Source organism: Pseudomonas izuensis (genome assembly GCF_002356535.2).
GTDB lineage: Bacteria > Pseudomonadota > Gammaproteobacteria > Pseudomonadales > Pseudomonadaceae > Aquipseudomonas > Aquipseudomonas izuensis.
Genome location: NZ_AP017423.2, coordinates 6,285,509 through 6,303,688 on the forward strand (window position 1 = coordinate 6,285,509; position 18,180 = coordinate 6,303,688).

General features: G+C 61.2%; 11 protein-coding genes and 1 pseudogene. 11 read left to right on the plus strand and 1 reads right to left on the minus strand.

Features of this window, described 5'->3' with window-relative positions:
• Positions 1-32 precede the first annotated feature (32 nt).
• Together choW and choV are read left to right on the plus strand one after the other, a co-directional pair.
• Positions 33-878: a choline ABC transporter permease subunit gene (gene choW, locus LAB08_RS28170; RefSeq protein ID WP_096514522.1), complete on the plus strand. Its 846-nt coding sequence runs from the start codon at positions 33-35 to the stop codon at positions 876-878.
• Entirely contained in the window at positions 875-2,053 is a 1,179-nt protein-coding gene (gene choV / locus LAB08_RS28175; protein ID WP_096514520.1) for a choline ABC transporter ATP-binding protein, read from the plus strand. The genes choW and choV overlap by 4 nt, the downstream gene beginning before the upstream one ends.
• Before the next feature lie 224 nt (positions 2,054-2,277).
• On the opposite strand, the pseudogene LAB08_RS28180 reads toward choV, so the two are convergent.
• Positions 2,278-3,981, minus strand: a pseudogene (locus LAB08_RS28180) (BCCT family transporter).
• Between the two features lie 380 nt (positions 3,982-4,361).
• On the opposite strand from LAB08_RS28180, the gene betI reads away from it, so the two are divergent.
• From betI to yccS, 9 genes are all read left to right on the plus strand, one after another.
• A complete protein-coding gene (betI, locus tag LAB08_RS28185) occupies positions 4,362-4,955 on the plus strand; it encodes a transcriptional regulator BetI (protein WP_096514518.1) in 594 nt (197 codons plus the stop codon).
• 61 nt (positions 4,956-5,016) lie between these two features.
• Positions 5,017-6,489: a betaine-aldehyde dehydrogenase gene (betB, locus tag LAB08_RS28190; RefSeq protein ID WP_096514516.1), complete on the plus strand. Its 1,473-nt coding sequence runs from the start codon at positions 5,017-5,019 to the stop codon at positions 6,487-6,489.
• 153 nt (positions 6,490-6,642) lie between these two features.
• The gene (gene betA / locus LAB08_RS28195; RefSeq protein WP_096514514.1) at positions 6,643-8,343 is read left to right on the plus strand and encodes a choline dehydrogenase; all 1,701 of its coding nucleotides are present in this window, start codon (positions 6,643-6,645) and stop codon (positions 8,341-8,343) included.
• A gap of 245 nt (positions 8,344-8,588) precedes the next feature.
• Positions 8,589-10,031 (plus strand): TldD/PmbA family protein, encoded by a 1,443-nt coding sequence (locus LAB08_RS28200; protein WP_096514512.1) that lies wholly within the window; start codon positions 8,589-8,591, stop codon positions 10,029-10,031.
• A complete protein-coding gene (locus tag LAB08_RS28205) occupies positions 10,031-11,368 on the plus strand; it encodes a TldD/PmbA family protein (protein ID WP_096514510.1) in 1,338 nt (445 codons plus the stop codon). Before LAB08_RS28200 ends, LAB08_RS28205 begins: the two co-directional genes overlap by 1 nt.
• 151 nt (positions 11,369-11,519) lie before the next feature.
• Positions 11,520-12,947 (plus strand): multidrug transporter subunit MdtD, encoded by a 1,428-nt coding sequence (mdtD, locus tag LAB08_RS28210; protein ID WP_096514508.1) that lies wholly within the window; start codon positions 11,520-11,522, stop codon positions 12,945-12,947.
• A gap of 105 nt (positions 12,948-13,052) precedes the next feature.
• Complete coding sequence (gene dbpA, locus LAB08_RS28215) at positions 13,053-14,390, plus strand: ATP-dependent RNA helicase DbpA (protein ID WP_254007554.1); 1,338 nt, start codon at positions 13,053-13,055, stop codon at positions 14,388-14,390.
• 151 nt (positions 14,391-14,541) lie between these two features.
• Positions 14,542-15,720, plus strand: a complete 1,179-nt coding sequence (locus LAB08_RS28220; protein ID WP_096514504.1) for a BaiN/RdsA family NAD(P)/FAD-dependent oxidoreductase — start codon at positions 14,542-14,544, stop codon at positions 15,718-15,720.
• Between the two features lie 241 nt (positions 15,721-15,961).
• Positions 15,962-18,148: a YccS family putative transporter gene (gene yccS, locus LAB08_RS28225; RefSeq protein WP_096514502.1), complete on the plus strand. Its 2,187-nt coding sequence runs from the start codon at positions 15,962-15,964 to the stop codon at positions 18,146-18,148.
• The last annotated feature ends 32 nt before the right edge of the window (positions 18,149-18,180 follow it).

Below are 18,180 nucleotides of genomic sequence, written 5' to 3' on the forward strand. Positions count from 1 at the left end.
GTTTATTTCCTTGCATGCGGACGTTCACTACCATGCTGATTGATCAGAAAATCCCTTTAGGCCAGCACATCGCGAGCTTTGTCGAGTGGTTGACGCAACACGGCGCCAGCACCTTCGACGCCATTGCCGTGACGCTGGAAACGATGATCCACGGCGTGACTTTCGCGCTGACCTGGTTCAACCCGCTGGCACTGATCGGCCTAATCGCCCTCCTGGCCCACTTCATCCAGCGCAAATGGGGGCTGACCGTTTTTGTCATCGCCTCCTTCCTGCTGATCCTCAACCTGGGGTACTGGCAGGAAACCATGGAGACCCTCGCCCAAGTGTTATTCGCGACCCTGGTCTGCGTGGTCATCGGCGTGCCGTTGGGCATCGTCGCGGCGCACAAGCCGATGTTCTACACTTTAATGCGTCCGGTACTCGATCTGATGCAGACCGTACCGACTTTCGTTTACCTCATTCCTACCCTGACCCTCTTCGGGCTGGGTGTGGTGCCAGGCCTGATCTCCACGGTCGTGTTCGCCATTGCCGCGCCAATCCGCCTGACCTACCTGGGCATCCGCGATGTGCCCGCAGAATTGATGGACGCCGGCAAAGCCTTCGGCTGTTCGCGTCGCCAACTGCTTACAAGGATCGAACTGCCCCACGCCATGCCGAGCATCGCAGCCGGCATCACCCAGTGCATCATGCTGTCGCTGTCGATGGTGGTGATCGCGGCACTGGTGGGCGCCGACGGACTGGGTAAACCGGTGGTCAACGCACTGAACACTGCTGATATCGCCCTGGGCTTCGAAGCGGGCCTGGCGATCGTACTGCTGGCGATCATGCTCGACCGTATCTGCAAACAACCCGAAGCCAAAGTAGGGGGTGACGCATGAGCATAATTCGCTTCGAAGACGTCGACGTGATCTTCACCAAAGATCCACGCGAGGCACTGAAACTTCTCGATCAAGGCTTGACCCGCAGCGAGATCCTGAAAAAGACCGGGCAGATCGTTGGCGTCGAAAAGGCCAGCCTGGACATCGAAAAGGGTGAAATCTGCGTGCTGATGGGCCTGTCCGGTTCCGGCAAGTCCAGCCTGCTGCGTTGCATCAACGGGCTCAACACCGTCAGCCGCGGCAAGCTGTTCGTCGAGCACGAAGGCAAGCAGATCAACATTGCCTCCTGCACGGCCGCCGAACTGAAAATGATGCGCACCAAGCGCATCGCGATGGTGTTCCAGAAGTTCGCCCTGATGCCTTGGCTGACGGTGCGCGAGAACATCAGCTTCGGCCTCGAAATGCAGGGCCGCCCAGAGAAGGAACGCCGCAAACTGGTCGATGAAAAACTCGAACTGGTGGGCCTCACCCAATGGCGCAACAAGAAACCCGATGAGCTGTCCGGCGGCATGCAACAGCGTGTGGGCCTGGCCCGTGCACTGGCGATGGACGCCGACATTCTGCTGATGGACGAACCGTTCTCGGCCCTCGACCCGCTGATCCGCCAGGGCCTGCAGGACGAACTGCTGGAACTGCAACGCAAGCTGAGCAAAACCATCGTGTTCGTGAGCCACGACCTCGATGAAGCCCTGAAGCTCGGCAGCCGTATCGCAATCATGAAAGACGGCCGGATCATCCAATACAGCAAGCCTGAAGAAATTGTCCTCAACCCGGCGGACGACTATGTGCGGACCTTCGTCGCCCACACCAATCCGCTGAACGTACTGTGCGGTCGCAGCCTGATGCGCACCCTGGACAACTGCAAACGCATCAACGGTTCGGTGTGCCTGGATCCGGGCGGCGATTCATGGCTCGACCTGGCGGAAGGCAACACGATCAAGGGTGCACGCCAGAACGGTTCAGTACTGGACCTGCAGAACTGGGTTCCAGGGCAATCGGTAGAAGGCCTGGGACGCAGGCCGACACTGGTGGACTCGAACATCGGCATGCGCGACGCGCTGCAGATTCGCTACCAGACCGGCAACAAGCTTGTGCTGCACGACAACAACCATGTGGTCGGGATCCTCGGCGACAGCGAGCTGTACCACGCACTGCTCGGCAAGAACCTGGGGTAAGGCAACAGACACAAAAACGCCGCGAGAGATCGCGGCGTTTTTGTTTATACGGATATCGGGTAATACAGCTTTGCGGCTGATGGCCTCATCGCGGGCAAGCCCGCTCCCACAAGGATCTATGTCGAACACAAATAATGTGAACACCACTGGACCTGTGGGAGCGGGCTTGCCCGCGATGAAGGCGCCGCGGTGCTTCAGACAGAAACACCGCATCACTTCAAACCTTAGCTATACACCCGGCCAAGGAGCTGCCGATGGCTTTCAAACTGATCGAGCACGTCACGGGTGATCTGATCCTGGGTGAAGCCTTATCAGCTCGTAATCCGGTCTGCCATTGGGCTGGCACGCTCTTGCAACTGGCTCGGTTGCAGGTCCAGCTCAGTCAGCAGCTCAGTGAAACCACGACGACTACGCGCCGCCAGCTCCGCCTGTTCCTGCTCGATCTGCACGTCCTGGCGCATGGCCTTGTGCAAGCCGAACATGAAGAACACCAGCACCACCGAGAACGGCAGGCCGGCCAGCACCACCATGGTTTGCATGGCTTCGAAGTTACCGGCGAACAGCAGGCCGATGGTCACCAGCGTGATCACCGCCGACCAGAAAATCCGCAGCCAGTGCGGGGCGTCTTCGTCGACGTTACCGCCCTTGCAAGACAGGTTGGCCATCATCACCGCGCCGGAGTCCGCCGGCGTCAGGAACAGCACGAAGCCCACGAAAATCGATACACCGATCACAACCTTGGACGCCGGGTAATGCTCAAGCAACTGGTAGATCGCCATGGACGGCTGTTCCAGCGCCGTCTTGCCGAGCTCCACCGCACCGTGGTTCATCACCAGGTCCAGGGCCGAGTTACCGAAGATCGACAGCCACGCCAGGGTGAAACCCAGCGGAATCAGCAGCACGCCGGCGACCATTTCACGCACCGTGCGACCACGGGAAATACGCGCGACGAACATGCCCACGAATGGCGCCCAGGAAATCCACCAGGCCCAGTAGAACAAAGTCCACAGGCCCAGCCAGCGGTCGGACTTCTCAGTGTCGCCTTCGTACACATAGAGGTCGAAGGTTTTCAGCACCACGCCGTTGAGGTAGTCACCGATGTTCTGCACAAAGCCGTTGAGCAGGTGCAGGGTCGGACCGAACAACAGCACGAAAATCAGCAGGCCGCTGAACAGCACGATGTTCAGGTTGGACAGACGACGAATGCCGTTTTCCACACCCGACACCGCAGCGATGGTCGCCACGGTACTCATCACGATGATCACGATCAGCAGGTTGGTGTTGCTGTGTTCCATGCCGAACAGGTTTTCCAGGCCCGACGACACTTGCAGCGAGCCGATCCCCAGGTTGGTCACCAGGCCCAGCAGGGTCACGAACATGCCGAAGCCGTCCACCGCATGACCGGCCGCCCCTTTGACCCAACGCTCGCCCACCAGCGGATACAACGCCGAACGCAACGCCAGCGGCTGGTTGTGACGGTAGGCAAAGTACGCCACGGCCAGGCCGACCAGCGCGTAGATTGCCCAGCCGTGCAGGCCCCAGTGCAGGAATGTCAGCTGCACCGCCTGACGGGCCGCCAGGTTGCTGGCGGATACGCCTTCGGGCGGATTGAAATAGTGATCCAGCGGCTCGGACGCACCGAAGTACAGCAACGAGATGCCGATACCCGACGAGAAGAGCATCCCCGCCCAGGCGCCATAGCTGAAATCCGGGGTGTCGTCCTTGCTGCCCAGTTTCAGTTTGCCGTAGGACGAAAACGCCAGGCCGACGACGAAGATCAGGTAGGCGGCGATCACCACCATGTAGTACCAGCCGAAGCTGCGGGACAACCAGGCTTGCGCCGTACCCAGCATTCTGCCGGCCTCTTGCGGGGCGATGATCAGAATGGCGGTCAACAACAAAATCAACGCGGTAGAGGTGTAGAACACCCAACCGTTGACCGTCACCTTCTCGGGTGGGGTCTTTATAAGCGAGGCAGAACTCATGGCACAGATGCTCCGGGCAGTGCGAGAGAAGAACGCAAGGCAATGGGTTACCCGACTAATCGGTTAGTGGGCAGCCGACCAGTGGGTGATATAAAGACAGCCCGAAAAAAGCCCGAAGCCCTTGAGACGCCGTGGCGTATAGGCTTCGAGCTGTTTCGGATGTCGGTTTGTCGCCATTTACACGTAGGAAAAATCTGTAAGCAGCGACGATTTGTCGCAGATCTTATTCTTTGTTGATTGAACGTTCAATCAAAACAAAATAGACTGGCCCACAAGCCGGTAGCCGTTTGACGTCTGCCGGAAGGCCTAAGGAGATGTGCAAGATGCCCAAGGTCGGTATGCAACCCATTCGCCGCCAGCAATTGATCGAAGCCACTTTGCTGGCCGTCGATCAGGTCGGAATGGGGGACGCCAGCATTGCGCTGATCGCCCGTTTGGCCGGTGTCTCGAATGGCATCATCAGCCACTACTTTCAGGACAAGAACGGCCTGATTGCTGCCACGGCGCAGTATCTGATGAGCGTCCTCAGCGAGAACGTCACCGCGCGCCGTCAGGCGCTGAAGGACAACAGCCCGCGGGCCCACCTTCAGGTGATCATCGAAGGCAACTTCGACGCCAGCCAGGTCAATGGCCCGGCAATGAAAACCTGGCTGGCCTTCTGGGCCACCAGCATGCATCACCCGTCTTTGCACAGGTTGCAGCGGATCAACGATCACCGCCTGTATTCCAACCTGTGCTGCCAGTTCCGCCGCGTACTGTCGCTCGAAGATGCGCGCAGTGCGGCCCGTGGCCTGGCAGCCCTCATTGACGGTTTGTGGTTGCGCGGCGCGCTGTCGGGGGACGCTTTCGACACCGGACAGGCGCACCGGATCGCTTACGAATACATGGATTTCCAACTGGCCAAGCAGGTGAGTTAGAGCACATAGAACGCTCAACCCCTGATTCGAGCCAATCAACTGATGCACTTGCGAGGACTTTATGGCCCGTTTCGAACTGCAAAAACTCTACATCGATGGCGCTTACTCCGACGCTGGCAGCGACGCCACGTTCGAAGCCATCAACCCGGCTAACGGTGAAGTCCTCGCAAAAGTACAACGTGCCACCTTCGATGACGTCGAGCGCGCTGTTGTCAGCGCCGAAAAGGGCCAGAAAATCTGGGCTGCCATGACCGCCATGGAGCGTTCGCGCATCCTGCGTCGCGCCGTGGACATCCTGCGTGAGCGCAACGACGAACTGGCTGCCCTGGAAACCCTGGACACCGGCAAGGCCTACTCCGAAACCCGCTATGTCGACATCGTCACCGGTGCTGACGTGCTGGAGTACTACGCTGGCCTGGTTCCGGCCATCGAAGGCGAGCAGATTCCGCTGCGCACCACCTCGTTCGTCTACACCCGTCGCGAGCCGCTGGGCGTCGTGGCCGGCATCGGCGCGTGGAACTACCCGATCCAGATCGCCCTGTGGAAATCCGCACCGGCCCTGGCCGCCGGTAACGCAATGATCTTCAAGCCAAGTGAAGTCACCTCGCTGACCACCCTGAAACTGGCTGAAATCTACACCGAAGCCGGCCTGCCAAATGGCGTGTTCAACGTCCTGACCGGCAGCGGCCGCGAAGTCGGCACCTGGCTGACCGAGCACCCGCGCATCGAGAAAGTCTCCTTCACCGGCGGTACTGACACCGGCAAGAAAGTCATGGCCAGCGCTTCGGCTTCCTCGCTGAAAGACGTGACCATGGAACTGGGTGGCAAGTCCCCGCTGATCATCTGCGACGACGCCGACCTCGATCGCGCCGCCGATACCGCGATGATGGCCAACTTCTACAGCTCCGGCCAGGTCTGCACCAACGGCACCCGCGTGTTCGTACCGGCACACCTGAAAGCGGCGTTCGAAGCCAAGATCGTCGAGCGTGTTGCGCGCATCCGCATCGGCAACCCGGAAGACGAAAACACCAACTTCGGTCCGCTGGTCAGCTTCGCCCACATGGAAAACGTGCTGGGGTACATCGCCAAGGGCAAGGAAGAAGGCGCCCGCGTACTGTGCGGCGGTGAGCGTCTGACCGACGGCGAATTCGCCAAAGGTGCTTTCGTGGCCCCGACCGTGTTCACCGACTGCACCGACGACATGACCATCGTCCGTGAGGAAATCTTTGGCCCGGTGATGGCGATCCTCACCTACGAAACCGAAGAAGAAGTGATCCGTCGCGCCAACGACACCGACTTCGGCCTGGCCGCCGGTATCGTTACCAAGGACCTGAACCGCGCCCACCGTGTGATTCATCAACTGGAAGCCGGTATCTGCTGGATCAACGCCTGGGGCGAGTCCGACGCCAAGATGCCGGTCGGTGGCTACAAGCAGTCGGGTGTTGGTCGTGAAAACGGGATCAGCTCGCTGAACAACTTCACCCGCATCAAATCGGTACAGGTCGAGCTGGGCGATTACGCCTCGGTGTTCTAAGGCGATATCCGCTTCGCCTGCGAGGCCGTCTTCGCGAGCAAGCTCGCTCCCACAGGAGTACGCGTTCCACTGTGGGAGCGAGCCTGCTCGCGAATCGAGTGCGCAGCACTCGCCATGGCCTGACCTGGATCAACTTCAAAGAGGGTGCATTCAATGTCCCAAGAATTCGATTACATCATCATCGGTGCCGGCTCGGCCGGTAACACCCTGGCGACCCGTCTGACCGAAGACGCTGGCGTCACCGTCCTGCTGCTCGAAGCGGGCGGCCCGGACTACCGCATGGATTTCCGCACGCAGATGCCGGCCGCTTTGGCGTTTCCGCTGCAAGGCCGTCGCTACAACTGGGCGTATGAAACCGATCCGGAGCCACACATGGACGGTCGCCGGATGGAATGCGGTCGCGGCAAGGGCCTGGGCGGCTCCTCGCTGATCAACGGCATGTGCTACATCCGCGGCAACGCCATGGACTACGACGGCTGGGCGAAACTGCCGGGCCTGGAAGACTGGACCTACCTCGATTGCCTGCCGTATTTCCGCAAGGCGGAAACCCGCGACATCGGCCCGAACGACTACCACGGTGGCGAAGGTCCGGTCAGCGTGACCACGCCCAAAGCCGGCAACAACCCGCTGTTCCACGCCATGGTTGAAGCGGGCGTGCAGGCCGGTTACCCGCGCACCGAAGACCTCAACGGTTACCAGCAGGAAGGCTTCGGCCCGATGGACCGCACCGTGACGCCCAAAGGCCGTCGTGCTTCCACCGCTCGCGGTTACCTGGACGTGGCCAAGAAGCGTTCGACCCTGACCATCGTCACCCATGCCCTGACGGACAAGATCCTGTTCGAAGGCAAGCGTGCGGTCGGCGTGCGTTACCTCGTGGGCGCTGCCGAAGAGCGCGTCGAAGTCAAGGCACGCAAGGAAGTGCTGGTGTGCTCCGGCGCCATCGCTTCGCCGCAGATCCTGCAACGCTCCGGCGTGGGCCCGGCGAAACTGCTGCAAAGCCTCGACATTCCAGTGGTTCACGACCTGCCGGGCGTCGGCGAAAACCTGCAGGACCACCTTGAGTTGTACCTGCAATACGCTTGCACCCAACCGGTGTCGCTGTACCCGTCGCTGCTGTTGCACAACCAGCCGGCCATCGGTGCCGAGTGGCTGTTCAACGGCACCGGCATCGGCGCCAGCAACCAATTCGAAGCCGGCGGTTTCATTCGTACCCGTCCGGAATTCGAATGGCCGAACATCCAGTACCACTTCCTGCCGGTGGCGATTAACTACAACGGCAGCAACGGTGTGAAAGAGCACGGCTTCCAGGCGCACATGGGTTCCATGCGCTCTCCGAGCCGCGGCCGCATCCAGGTCAAGTCCAAAGACCCGCGCCAGCACCCGAGCATTCTGTTCAACTACATGGCCACCGAGCAGGATTGGCAGGAATTCCGCGACGGCATCCGCCTGACCCGTGAAATCATGCAGCAACCTGCGCTGGACGCTTTCCGTGGCCGCGAAATCAGCCCGGGCATTGAAGTGCAAACCGACGAAGAGCTGGACAAGTTCATCCGCGAGCACGCCGAAACCGCGTTCCACCCGTCCTGCTCGTGCAAGATGGGCACCGACGAGATGGCCGTGGTCGATGGCGAAGGTCGTGTGCATGGCATGCAAGGCCTGCGCGTGGTCGATGCCTCGATCATGCCGATCATCACCACCGGCAACCTGAACGCGCCGACGATCATGATGGCCGAGAAAATCGCCGACAAGATCCGTGGCCGCCAGCCACTGCCGCGCAGCAAGGCCAGCTACTACGTGGCCGGTGATGCGCCAGTGAAGGGCAAGCCGGTGCGGGAAGTGCCTCAGACCGCGTAAGGCATAACACCGCGTCACGGCTATTCGCGAGCAGGCTCGCTCCCACAGTGGATCTTCAGTGAACACAAATTTTGTGAACACCGAAAATCAAATGTGGGAGCGAGCCTGCTCGCGAAGAGGCCCCATCAAACGACACATCACTCCCTCCCTTGATCCACTCCCCCTCGCAGGCCTACTCTAGCGCCACGCAAACGTTTCACCCTCCCCCCGCAACATCGATGCTCCACACCAAGGAGGTCCCCCGAATGTTCGATTTCCACCCCCAGCTCAAGCTGCGCTTCGCTGCCTTGCGCACGGGCGCTGAATTCTTTTCCCTGCGTTATGTGCGCGAGTCCGGCCAATACCTGTCGGTGCGCAAGAACGTGGCGGAACCGCCAAGCCTGCGCCGTGACGAAGGCGCGATGCTGACCGTGCGGGTCAATGGCGTCGAGGCCTATGCCGCCACCAATGACCTGTCGCAGCAAGGCCTGCAAGCGGCCCTCGAGCGAGCCGAACAGCAGGCGCGCCGACTCAAGCCCCATGCCCTGCTGGACCTGCGCGAACAAGCCGTGTCCAGTGATCGCGCCGATTACTTCTCGCCGAACCTGGACCAGCCGTTCCCGTCCCTGAGCGATTGCTACCAACTGCTCGGCGCCGAATCCGCCGCCGTGCCCAAGGACGAGCGCCTGGTGAACTGGCAGGTGAGCATTGGCATCACCCACGTCGAACAGATCTACCTCAACAGCGCGGGCGCCGAACTGCGCCAGGCACAGCGCTTCGTCTACCCCGGCCTGGACGTCACCGCCTACGACGGCAATGACAGCCAGACCCGTACCCTGGGCCGCGAAAACTTCGGCCAACAGGGCGGCTTCGATGTGATCAGCCGCTGCGGCCTGATCGGTGCCGGCCCGAAAATCGCCGATCAGGCGCTGCAACTGCTGCTGGCGCCGAACACCCCGCAAGGTGCCCGCGACCTGTTGCTGATGCCCGACCAGATGATGCTGCAGATCCACGAATCCATCGGCCACCCGCTGGAACTGGACCGCATCCTCGGTGACGAACGCAATTACGCCGGCACCAGTTTCGTCAAAGCCGAAGATTTCGGCCGCCTGCAATACGGCTCGAAACTGCTTAACGTGACCTTCGATCCGGACATTCCCGAGCAGCTCGCCAGCTACGGTCATGACGACGATGGCACCGCCGCCAGCAAACAATTCCTGATCCGCGAAGGCCTGTTGCTGCGTCCGTTGGGCGGTGCGCTGTCGCAATTCCGCGCCGGCCTGGACGGTGTCGCCAACAGCCGCGCCTGCGGCTGGAACCGGCCGCCGATCGATCGCATGGCCAACCTGAACATCGAGCCGGGCGATCAGCCGCTGGAACAACTGATCGGCAACATCGAGCACGGCATCCTGATGAGCACCAATCGCTCCTGGTCCATCGATGACGCGCGCAACAAGTTCCAGTTCGGTTGCGAATGGGGCCAGTTGATCGAGAACGGCGAACTCAAGGGCGTGGTGAAGAACCCGAATTACCGGGCGATTTCCGCGCAGTTCTGGAAGAGCCTCAGCGCGGTCGGCGATGCCGGTACCTTCAAGGTCCTGGGCACGCCGAACTGTGGCAAGGGCGAACCGAATCAGGTGATCCGCGTCGGCCATGCGTCGCCGGCCTGCGTGTTCAGCAATGTAGATGTATTTGGGGGAGACGCCTGATGAGTACGTCGAAAACTCAGGCCGAGTCATTCAAGGCATTGGTCAGCGGCTTGCGTGACTCGCTGCGCGAACCGGAACAATTCACCCTCAGCTATGCCGCCGAGTCGTCGGCCTTCGTGCGGTTCAACCACGCCAAGGTACGTCAGGCCGGGCAGGTGCAGCAGGCAAGCATCGGCCTGAAACTGATCAACGATGGCCGTCATGCCGACCTCGACATCACCCTTTCCGGCGATCCGCAGGTGGATCAGCAGCGGTTGGCCGAAGGCCTGCAACAACTGCGCGAAACCCTGCCGCTGCTGCCACAGGATCCGTACCTGCTGCTCAACTACAACGGCTGGCAAAGCAAGAATGTGCAGGAGCATCCGCTACCGGATACCGAGCAAGTGGTCGCCGAAATCACCCGTGCCGCCGAAGGCCTGGACCTGGTCGGTTTCTACGCGGCCGGTCCCATCAGCCGGGGCTTCGCCAGTTCCGCCGGGGCGTTCGGTTGGCACCAGGCCAACAGCTTCAACTTCGACTTCAGCCTGTTCCACGAAAACGGCCAGGCCGTGAAGGCCAGCTATGCGGGGCACGACTGGAACAGCGAAGGTTTTGCCAGGCGCTTCCAGCAGGCCCGTGAGCAACTTGAGTATCTGGGGCGGCCGCTGCGCACCCTGGCGCCGGGTCAATACCGCGCTTACCTGGCACCGGCCGCGCTGGAAGAAATCATGGGCATGCTGTGCTGGGGCGGCTTTTCGGCGCAGTCGATTGCCAGCAAAAGCAGTCCGCTGCAGAAGCTTTATGGGGGCGATCAATCCTTTAGCCCGTTGGTGTCGCTGGATGAAAAGGTCAGTGGTTCATTGAGCCCGGCGTTCTCCGACGAAGGCTATCCGCGCAGCGACCTGGGGTTGATTGTCGGGGGCAAGGCCGGTGCGCAACTGGTTGGCTCACGCAGTGCCGCCGAATACGGCCTGACCGCCAACGGCGCGAGCGGTGGGGAATCGCCAAGCGCCTTGAACATGCAGGCCGGTGCGCTACCGGAGGCGGACATCCTCAAGCAACTGGGCACGGGTTTGTACATCAGCAACCTGTGGTACCTGAACTTCTCGGATCAACCGGCGGCACGCCTGACCGGCATGACCCGGTTTGCGACATTCTGGGTCGAGAACGGCGAGATTCAGGCGCCGGTCAGCACCATGCGGTTCGATGACAGCGCCTTCAGCCTGCTCGGCACGCAGCTCGAGGCGTTGACGCAAGAGCGAGAGATGTTGCTGTCAGCGAGTACCTACAGCCAGCGCGCGACAGCTTCGGCGTTGTTGCCGGGGGCGCTGGTCAGCCGACTCACATTGACGCTGTAAACACAAATCCCCTGTGGGAGCTGGCTTGCCAGCGAAGGCGGACTGCCAGACGACAATTTCGTTGAACCTGACGGCCCCTTCGCTGGCAAGCCAGCTCCCACAGGGGTTGTGGAAACACCAAGATTTCCTCTGACTCAAAACCTGAGGTCCCATGCCCAACCGCCCACCTCTCGACCCTGTCACCGCCCGCTGGGTGCCGTGGGTCGTCGCCATTGCCTTTTTCATGCAATCCCTCGACGGGACCATCCTCAATACAGCCCTGCCGGCCATGGCCGCGGACCTGGCGGAAGATCCATTGCGCATGCAGGGTGTGATCATCGCCTACATGCTCACGGTCGCGTTGCTGATCCCCGCCTCAGGCTGGATCGCCGATCGTTTCGGCACCCGGAAAATCTTCTTCGGCGCCATTTTGCTGTTCAGCCTCGGCTCACTGCTCTGCGCGATGTCTAACAGCCTGACCCTGCTGATTGGTGCCCGGGTGATCCAGGGCCTCGGCGGCGCGTTGATGCTGCCGGTCGGGCGACTGGTGGTGCTGCGCGCTTACCCGCGCTCGGAGTTGGTGCGGATCATGGGTTTCATCACCATCCCCGGCCTGCTCGGCCCGCTGATCGGGCCGACCATGGGCGGCTGGATGGTGCAATACCTGACCTGGCACTGGATCTTCCTGATCAATCTGCCGGTAGGCGTGGTCGGTTGCTACGCCGTGTGGAAATTCATTCCCGACCTTCGCGGTTCGGAACGCACGAAATTCGATAGCCTCGGCTTTGTACTGTTCGGCGCAGCGATGATTCTGATCACCATCGCCATGGAAGGCCTGGGCGAATTGCACCTGCCGCACCTGCGGGTGATGTTGCTGCTGTTCGGCGGCATGGCTTGCCTGGCGGCTTACTGGTTGCGCGCAGGCCATATCGACAACCCATTGTTCGCGCCGTCGCTGTTCAAGACCCGGACCTTTGCCGTCGGTATTCTCGGCAACCTGTTCGCCCGCCTCGGCAGCGGCGCCCTGCCCTTTCTGGTGCCGTTGCTGCTGCAAGTGGCGCTGGGCTATTCGCCGTCACAGGCCGGGATGAGCATGCTGCCGCTGGCGGCGGCGGCGATGATTGCCAAGTGGGTGGCACGCCCGTTAATCGAGCGCCTGGGCTACCGCATCGTGCTGACCGGCAACACCCTGGCGCTGGGGATCATGTTGGCGGCCATGGGCCTGGTCAGCGAGCAGACGCCGTACTGGCTCTTGTTGTGTCTGCTGGCGATCCTCGGGGCAATCAACTCCCTGCAGTTCACCGCGATGAACACCGTGACCCTGATCGATCTCGACGATGCCAGCGCCAGCAGCGGCAACAGTTTGCTGTCGGTGGTGGCGCAATTGTCGTTGAGCCTTGGCGTGGCCTGCGCCGGCGCGCTGCTGGGCGGGTTCACGGCGGAGATCGGAAACGATGGCGTCGAGACTGTATTGGGTGCGTTTCAACTCACCTTCGTGACCGTTGGCATCATGGCGATGCTGGCCGCGACCATCTTCTCGCAACTGTCAAAGAATGACGGACGGCGAGTCAAACGTCCGGAAGAACACATAGAGCCTTAGGGCGAATGGCCATCGGACTGGTACACTGCGCGACATTTTGTTTTGCAGGCCAGTCCCGTGACCACCATCGCCACCGAATTTAATACTTTGCCGCTGTCCGCCGCCATGCTGGCTAACCTCGACTCCCTCGGTTATGCCCAGATGACGCCGATCCAGGCGCAAAGCTTGCCGGTGATCCTCAAGGGGATGGACCTGATTGCCCAGGCCAAGACCGGCAGCGGCAAGACCGCCGCCTTCGGAATCGGCCTGCTGAACCCGATCAATCCGCGCTACTTCGGTTGCCAGGCGCTGATCCTCTGCCCGACCCGCGAACTGGCTGATCAGGTCGCCAAGGAAATCCGTCGCCTGGCCCGTGCCGAAGACAACATCAAGGTCCTGACCCTGTGTGGCGGCGTGTCCCTCGGCCCGCAGATCGCTTCGCTGGAGCACGGCGCGCACATCATCGTCGGCACGCCGGGACGTATCCAGCAGCACCTGCGCAAAGGTTCGCTGGTGCTCCATGGCCTCAACACCCTGATCCTCGACGAAGCCGACCGCATGCTCGACATGGGTTTCTACGATTCCATCGAAGAAATCATCATGCAGGCCCCGGAGCGTCGCCAGACCCTTCTGTTCTCCGCCACGTACCCGGTGGGCATCAAGCAGTTGGCCTCGAAGTTCATGCGCAATCCGCAGCAAGTGAAGGCCGAGGCGTTCCACGACGACACGCAGATCGAGCAGCGCTTCTACGAAATCTCCCCGGAAGAACGCATGAGTGCGGTGACCAAGGTGCTTGGCCACTTCCGCCCGGCGTCCACCGTGGCGTTCTGCTTCACCAAACAGCAGGTTCAGGAAACCGTCGATCACCTGACTGCCAAGGGCATCTCCGCCGTCGGCTTGCACGGTGATCTGGAGCAGCGTGACCGCGACCAGGTACTGGCGATGTTCGCCAACCGCAGCACCTCCGTGCTGGTGGCCACCGATGTCGCCGCCCGTGGCCTGGACATTGATTCGCTGGACATGGTGATCAACGTCGAGCTGGCCCGTGATTCGGAAATCCACATTCACCGCGTCGGCCGTACCGGTCGCGCTGGTGAGAAAGGCCTGGCGATCAGCCTGGTTGCGCCGTCCGAGGCGCAACGTGCGCAAGCCATCGAGCAATTGCAGAAGACGCCGTTGACCTGGGACCAGGTGGACAACCTCACCTCCAAGGGCGGTGGCCCACTGCTGCCGCAGATGAGCACCCTGTGCATCGCCGCCGGCCGCAAGGATAAGGTTCGTCCGGGCGACATTCTTGGCGCACTGACCGGTGATGCCGGCATTCCGGGTGCCCAGGTCGGCAAGATCGCGATTTTCGACTTCCAGGCCTATGTGGCCGTGGAGCGCGGCGTTGCCAAGCAGGCCTTGCAACGCCTGAACGACGGCAAGATCAAGGGCCGTTCGTTGCGCGTGCGTATTTTGTAAACGATCTTCTAACCAAAGAGGATCCCTGTGGGAGCGAGCCTGCTCGCGAATGCAATCTGTCAGTTGGCCCATGGTTGACTGACACACCGCTTTCGCGAGCAGGCTCGCTCCCACAGTTTGTTTTGTGGTGTAACACAGAGAGGACACCGTTTTGCGCTCTACCGAAGTCGTGATCATTGGCGCTGGCGCCGCAGGGTTGATGTGTGCGCTGACCGCCGCCGGGCGCGGGCGCAAGGTGCTGTTGCTCGACCATGCCAACAAGGCCGGCAAGAAAATCCTGATGTCGGGCGGTGGCCGCTGTAATTTCACCAACATGTACACCGAACCGGGTAATTTCCTCTCGCAGAATGCGCATTTCTGCAAATCCGCCCTGGCCCGCTACACCCAATGGGATTTTATCGGCATGGTCGCCAAGCATGGCGTGCCGTACCACGAGAAAAAACTCGGTCAGTTGTTCTGCGATAACAAATCCAGCGACATCCTCGAAATGCTCTTGAACGAATGCGATCAGGTCGGCGTCAGCCTGCACCTGGACACGTCAATCCAGACCATCGAGAAACTTGAGAAAGGCTATCTGCTGGACACCACCATGGGCCAGATCACCTGCGAATCCCTGGTGATCGCCACCGGCGGGCTGTCGATCCCGACCTTGGGTGCCACCGGTTTCGGCTATCAAGTGGCCAGACAATTCGGTCACGAACTGCTGCCGACCCGCGCCGGGCTGGTGCCGTTCACCATCACCGATCAGCTCAAGGAACTGTGCACCGAGCTGTCCGGTACGTCGGTGGATTGCCTGGTCAGCTGCAACGACCAGAGTTTTCGCGAGAACATCCTGTTCACCCACCGGGGCCTCAGTGGCCCGGCGATCCTGCAGATTTCTTCTTTCTGGGAATCGGGCGATACCGTCGAGATCAACTTGCTACCAGACCACGACGCGCCGAGCTGGCTGCAACAGCAACAGGCCGAACGCCCCAACAGCGAACTCAAAACCCTGCTCGGTGAAATCTTCACCAAGAAGATGGCCAACCTGTTGGCGGACAACTGGTTCGTCTCCAAACCGATGAAGCAGTACACCCACGCCGAACTGGCGGACATCGCCGAAAAACTGGCGAGCTGGAAAGTCGTGCCGGCCGGCACCGAAGGCTACCGCACCGCCGAAGTGACCCTGGGTGGCGTGGACACCAATGAGGTGTCGTCCAAGACCATGGAATCGCTGAAAAGCCCCGGCCTGTACTTCATCGGCGAAGTACTGGACGTGACCGGACATCTGGGCGGCTTCAACTTCCAGTGGGCCTGGGCTTCGGGCTACGCGGCTGCGCAATACGTCTGACCGCACATTTCTCTAATGTGAAATGAAATCTCTGTGGGAGCTGGCTTGCCAGCGATGAGGTCAGTACATCCAACATCTTTGTTGACTGTCAGACCGCCATCGCTGGCAAGCCAGCTCCCACAGTTGTTATGCATTGTTCGGTAAAGGAACAGATTTTGCTGTCAGATGTGATCGCCGCCATTGCGTCGGCGTCATTACTGGCTCAATTTAGCGTCATCGCCTCGGAAGGCCTTCGCATTTCATGTCATCGACTTCGCTCCGTCAGTCTCTGCGTCGCCTTTGGGCGCTGGATAAATTCAGCTACAGCGTGCGGGTATTCATCGCCCTGACCGGCACCATGGCGTTGTGTTGGTATCAGGATGAAATGGGACTGTTGATCCCGTTGTTCCTGGGAATCATTGCCAGCGCCCTGGCCGAGACCGACGACAGCTGGCAAGGCCGCCTCAATGCGCTGGCCGTGACGCTGGTGTGTTTCCTGGTCGCGGCGCTGTCGGTCGAACTGCTGTTCCCCTACCCCATCTTTTTCATCATCGCCTTTGCCCTGGCCGCCTTCTGCCTGACCATGCTCGGCGCCTTGGGCGAACGCTATGGCGCGATTGCCTCGGCGACGCTGATTCTGTCGGTCTACACCATGATCGGCGTGGACCAGCGCGGTGGCGCGGTGACCGACTTCTGGCATGAGCCCGTGCTGCTGGTGGCCGGTGCGGCCTGGTACGGTCTGCTCTCGGTGGTGTGGCAGGCGCTGTTTTCCAATCAGCCGGTGCAGCAAAGCCTGGCGCGGTTGTTTCGGGAGCTGGGGTTTTACCTGAAGTTGAAATCGTCGCTGTTCGAGCCGATCCGGCAGATGGACGTTGAGGCGCGGCGGTTGGAACTGGCCCAACAGAACGGTCGCGTGGTCGCCGCCCTCAACGCTGCCAAGGAAATCATCCTGCACCGGGTCGGCAATGGCCGCCCGGGCTCGAAAGTCAGCCGTTACCTGAAACTGTACTTCCTCGCCCAGGACATCCACGAGCGCGCCAGTTCCTCGCACTACCCCTACAACGCCCTGGCCGAGGCGTTTTTCCACAGCGACGTGCTGTTCCGCTGTCAGCGCCTGCTGCGCCAGCAAAGCAAGGCATGCCGGGCACTGGCCGAGTCAATCCAGATGCGCCAGCCGTTCATCTACGACGCCAGCTTCGCCGAAGCCCTGAGCGATCTGCACGCCTCCCTGGAACACCTGCGTATCCAGAGCAATCCTGCCTGGCGCGGCTTGCTGCGCTCGTTGCGGGCCCTGGCGGCGAACCTTGGCACCCTCGACCGATTGCTCAGCGACGCCAGCAACCCCGATGCCCTGGCCGACGCCACCGACAGCAGCCTGCTCGACCGTTCGCCGCGCAACCTCAAGGACGTCTGGGTACGCTTGCGCACGCAGCTGACACCGACTTCACTGCTGTTCCGCCATGCCCTGCGCCTGCCCCTGGCCTTGAGCATCGGCTACGCAATGGTGCATTTGATTCACCCGTCCCAGGGTTACTGGATCATCCTCACCACGCTCTTTGTCTGCCAACCGAATTACGGCGCCACCCGCCGCAAACTCGGGCAGCGGATCATCGGCACTGCCATCGGCCTGACCCTGGCCTGGGCACTGTTCGACCTGTTCCCCAACCCGCTGATCCAGTCGTGTTTCGCCATTGCCGCCGGGGTGGTGTTCTTCACCAACCGCACCACGCGCTACACCCTGGCGACGGCGGCGATCACTTTGATGGTGCTGTTCTGCTTCAACCAGGTGGGTGACGGTTACGGACTCTTCGTGCCAAGGCTGTTCGATACCTTGCTCGGCAGCCTGATCGCGGGGCTGGCGGTGTTCCTGTTCCTGCCGGACTGGCAGGGACGACGCCTGAACAAGGTGCTGGCCAACACCCTGGCCTGCAACAGCATTTACCTGCGCCAGATCATGCAGCAATACGCCGCCGGCAAGAGCGACGACCTGGCGTATCGCCTGGCCCGGCGCAACGCACACAACGCCGATGCTGCGCTGTCGACCACCCTGGCCAACATGCTGATGGAGCCAGGGCATTTCCGTAAGGAAGCCGATGTGGGCTTCCGGTTCCTGGTGCTGTCACACACGCTGCTCAGTTACCTGTCAGGCCTGGGCGCACACCGGGAAACCCAGCTTCCGTCCGATAGGCGCGAGCATCTGATCGAAGGGGCCGGCGTGAAACTGGCGGTCAGCATCGACGAAATCGCCCAAGGGCTGGCCAGCAAATCCGCCATTGCGATTCACAGCGATGAGGAAGAAGCGCTGGCCAACGAGCTTGAGCAAATGCCCGATGAAATCGATGAAGGCCAGCGCCTGGTGCAGACGCAACTGGCGCTGATCTGTCGGCAGTTGGGGCCGTTGCGCACGCTGGCGGCGCATTTGATCAAGGATACGAGCGAGGATGTGTAGCGCCTGATCGGCCCTTATCGCGGGCAAGCCTT

Coding starts and splice junctions, on each gene's coding strand:
- choW (WP_096514522.1), top strand. CDS start 33: ATGCTGATTGATCAGAAAATCCCTTTAGGCCAGCACATCGCGAGCTTT.
- choV (WP_096514520.1), top strand. CDS start 875: ATGAGCATAATTCGCTTCGAAGACGTCGACGTGATCTTCACCAAAGAT.
- betI (WP_096514518.1), top strand. CDS start 4,362: ATGCCCAAGGTCGGTATGCAACCCATTCGCCGCCAGCAATTGATCGAA.
- betB (WP_096514516.1), top strand. CDS start 5,017: ATGGCCCGTTTCGAACTGCAAAAACTCTACATCGATGGCGCTTACTCC.
- betA (WP_096514514.1), top strand. CDS start 6,643: ATGTCCCAAGAATTCGATTACATCATCATCGGTGCCGGCTCGGCCGGT.
- LAB08_RS28200 (WP_096514512.1), top strand. CDS start 8,589: ATGTTCGATTTCCACCCCCAGCTCAAGCTGCGCTTCGCTGCCTTGCGC.
- LAB08_RS28205 (WP_096514510.1), top strand. CDS start 10,031: ATGAGTACGTCGAAAACTCAGGCCGAGTCATTCAAGGCATTGGTCAGC.
- mdtD (WP_096514508.1), top strand. CDS start 11,520: ATGCCCAACCGCCCACCTCTCGACCCTGTCACCGCCCGCTGGGTGCCG.
- dbpA (WP_254007554.1), top strand. CDS start 13,053: ATGCTGGCTAACCTCGACTCCCTCGGTTATGCCCAGATGACGCCGATC.
- yccS (WP_096514502.1), top strand. CDS start 15,962: ATGTCATCGACTTCGCTCCGTCAGTCTCTGCGTCGCCTTTGGGCGCTG.